Raw genomic sequence first — 3,128 nt, forward strand, 5'->3', positions numbered from 1 at the left:
CGGCTGTTCCGGCTCGGTGCGCAGGACCACGTGCTGCTCCTGCTGATGCACCACATCGCGGCCGACGGCTGGTCGCTGCCGGTGCTGACCCGCGACCTCGGTCTGGCGTACGCCGCGCGGGTCGCCGGCCGGGCGCCCGGGTGGGACGCGCTGCCGGTGCAGTACGCGGACTACACGCTCTGGCAGCGTGAGGTGCTGGGCTCCGAGGACGACCCGGACAGCCCGCTGGCGCGCCAACTCGCCCACTGGACCGAGACCCTGGCCGACCTGCCGGAAGAACTCGCGCTCCCCGCCGACCGTCCGCGCCTCGCGGCAGCCTCCTACCGGGGCGGCACGGTGGAGTTCGCCGTTCCGCAGGCCACGGCCGAACGGCTGTCCGCGGTGGCCCGGGAGAACCGGGCGAGCCTGTTCATGGTGGTGCAGGCGGCGCTCGCGGTGCTGCTGGGCCGGCTCGGCGGGGGTGAGGACGTGCCGGTCGGCACGCCGATCGCCGGCCGCACCGACGACGCCCTGGACGAGCTGGTCGGCTTCTTCGTCAACACCCTCGTCCTGCGCACCGACACCTCCGGCGACCCCACCTTCACCGAACTGCTCGCCCGCGTCCGGGAGACCGACCTGGCGGCCTACGCCCACCAGGACGTCCCCTTCGAACGCCTGGTGGAAGCGCTCAACCCGGTGCGGTCGGCCGCCCGGCACCCGCTGTTCCAGGTGACGCTGAGCATGGACAACCTGGAGCGGGGCCAGGCCTTGGACGAGCTGCGGCTCGCGGGGCTGACGGCCGTCGGCCACCCCGTCGGCGACACCACGGCCAAGGTCGACCTCGGCTTCCACCTGCAGGACCGGCACCGCGGCGAGCGCCCGGACGGTCTGCTCGGCGCGCTGGAGTACAGCGCGGACCTCTTCGACCGGGAGACCGCCGCGGGCATCGTCCGCCGCCTCGGGCTGCTGCTGGAGGCCGTGGCCGCGGACCCGGACCGGCGGCTGAGCGCCATCGAGGTGCTGGAGCCCGGTGAGCGCCACCGGCTGCTGGTGGAGTGGAACGCCACCGGTGAGGCGGTCGCGCCGCGGACCCTGCCGGCCCTGTTCGAGGCGCAGGCGGGGCGCACCCCCGACGCGGTCGCGGTGGAGAGCGACGGCACCCGGCTGTCGTACCGGGAGCTGAACCTGAGGGCCAACCGGCTCGCGCACCTGCTGGCGGCGCGCGGTGCGGGGCCGGAGCGGGTGGTGGCGCTGGCCGTCGAGCGCTCGGAGCAGTGGATCACCGCGATGCTGGCGATCCTCAAGGCCGGGGCCGCCTATCTGCCGCTGGACCCGGAGTACCCGGCCGACCGCATCCGCCACATGCTGGAGGACGCGGCACCGGACCTGGTCATCGCCGAGGAGGCGACCGTTGCGGCGGTCGCCGCCGCGGGCGCCGAGCGGCGGCTGCTGCTGGACGACCCGGCGGTCCTGGCCGAGCTCCGGTCCCGTTCGACCGCCGACCCGGTCGACGGCGAGCGGACTGCCCCGCTGGCGACCGCCCACCCGGCCTACCTGATCTACACCTCCGGCTCCACCGGTGTGCCCAAGGCGGTGGTGGTCCCGCACACCGGCGTGGCGGCCGCTATGGCGGCGCACATCCGGACGGCGGGGCTCGCCGAGGGCAGCCGCGCGCTGCAGGTGCTCTCGCCGAACTTCGACGCGGCGGTGGCCGACGTGCTGCAGACGCTGCTGTCGGGGGCGACCCTGGTGCTGGGGCCGCGCGGGGCGCGCCCGGCGGGGGAGGAACTGGCGGAGCTGATCGACGCCGGCCGCATCACCCACGTGATGCTCCCGCCGCCGGTCCTGGCCACCGTGCCGGCCGACCGGGTACCCGCCCTGCGCTGTGTGATGACCGGTGGCGAGGCCTTCACCGCCGAGCTCGCGCACCGCTGGACGGTCGGCGGCCGCCGGGTGATCGACGCGTACGGCCCGACCGAGGCGACCGTCACCGCGACCATGGGCGACCCGCTGGAGCCCGGGCAGGTCCCGCACATCGGCCGCCCGATCCCGGGGACCAGGGTGTTCGTGCTGGACGCCGGCCTGCGGCCGGTCCCGGCCGGGGTGCCCGGCGAGCTGTACGTGGCGGGCGCGGGCCTGGCCCGCGGCTACCGCGGCCGGGCCGGGCTGACCGCCGAACGCTTCGTCGCCTGCCCGTACGGGGAGCCCGGCGAGCGGATGTACCGCACCGGCGACCTGGTGCGCTGGCACGCCGACGGCCACCTGGAGTTCGTCGGCCGGGCCGACGACCAGGTGAAGGTCCGCGGCTTCCGGATCGAACTCGGCGAGATCGAGGCGGTGCTGGCCCGGCACGAGGCGGTGGACCAGTGCGCGGTGGTGGTCCGTGAGGACCGCCCGGGCGACCGTCGCCTGGTCGCCTACCTGGTGGCGCGGGCCGAGACGCCTCCGTCCGGCGATCTGCGGCAGCACCTGGCCGCGACGCTGCCGGAGTACATGGTCCCGTCCGCTTTCTCCTTCCTGGACGCCCTGCCGCTGAACCCCAACGGCAAGCTGGACCGCAAGGCGCTGCCCGCCCCGGTCTACGAGGGTGACGGCGAGAACCGGGCCCCGCGCACCCCGCGTGAGGAGATCCTCTGCGGCCTGTTCGCCGAGGTCCTGGGCATCGAGCGGGTCGGCATCGACGACGACTTCTTCGTCCTCGGCGGCCACTCCCTGCTGGTCACCCGCCTCGCCGCCCGGATCCGCAGCGTCCTCAAGGCCGAACTGTCCGTCCGGGAGCTCTTCGACGCCCCCACCGTCGCCGGGATCGCCGAACTCCTGGACCGGGCCGCGTCGGTGAGCCGCGCCCCGCTGACGGCGGGCGCGCGGCCGGAGCGCCTGCCGCTGTCCTTCGGGCAGCGCCGGCTGTGGTTCGTCAACCGCTTCGACCAGGAGGGCGCCGGCTACAACGCCAACCTCTGCCTGCGGCTGACCGGTGGGTTGGACGAGGAGGCGCTCGCCGCCGCGGTGGCGGACGTGGTGGGCCGGCACGAGGTGCTGCGGACGGTCTTCGGTGAGGACGAGCAGGGCCCGTACCAGGTGGTGCTGGACCCGGCGCGGGCCGGTGCCGCGCTGACGGTGACCGACACGAGCGAGCCGGAGCTGGACGG

1 protein-coding gene is annotated in these 3,128 nt (G+C 75.3%); it reads left to right on the plus strand.

The annotated features are described in order from the left end of the window. Positions 1-3,128, plus strand: a 3,128-nt coding sequence (locus AB0D10_RS46040; RefSeq protein WP_360269013.1) for an amino acid adenylation domain-containing protein, incomplete at both ends; no start/stop codon positions are given.

The sequence above is a fragment of the Kitasatospora sp. NPDC048545 genome (genome assembly GCF_040651155.1).
Classification (GTDB): Bacteria; Actinomycetota; Actinomycetes; order Streptomycetales; family Streptomycetaceae; genus Kitasatospora.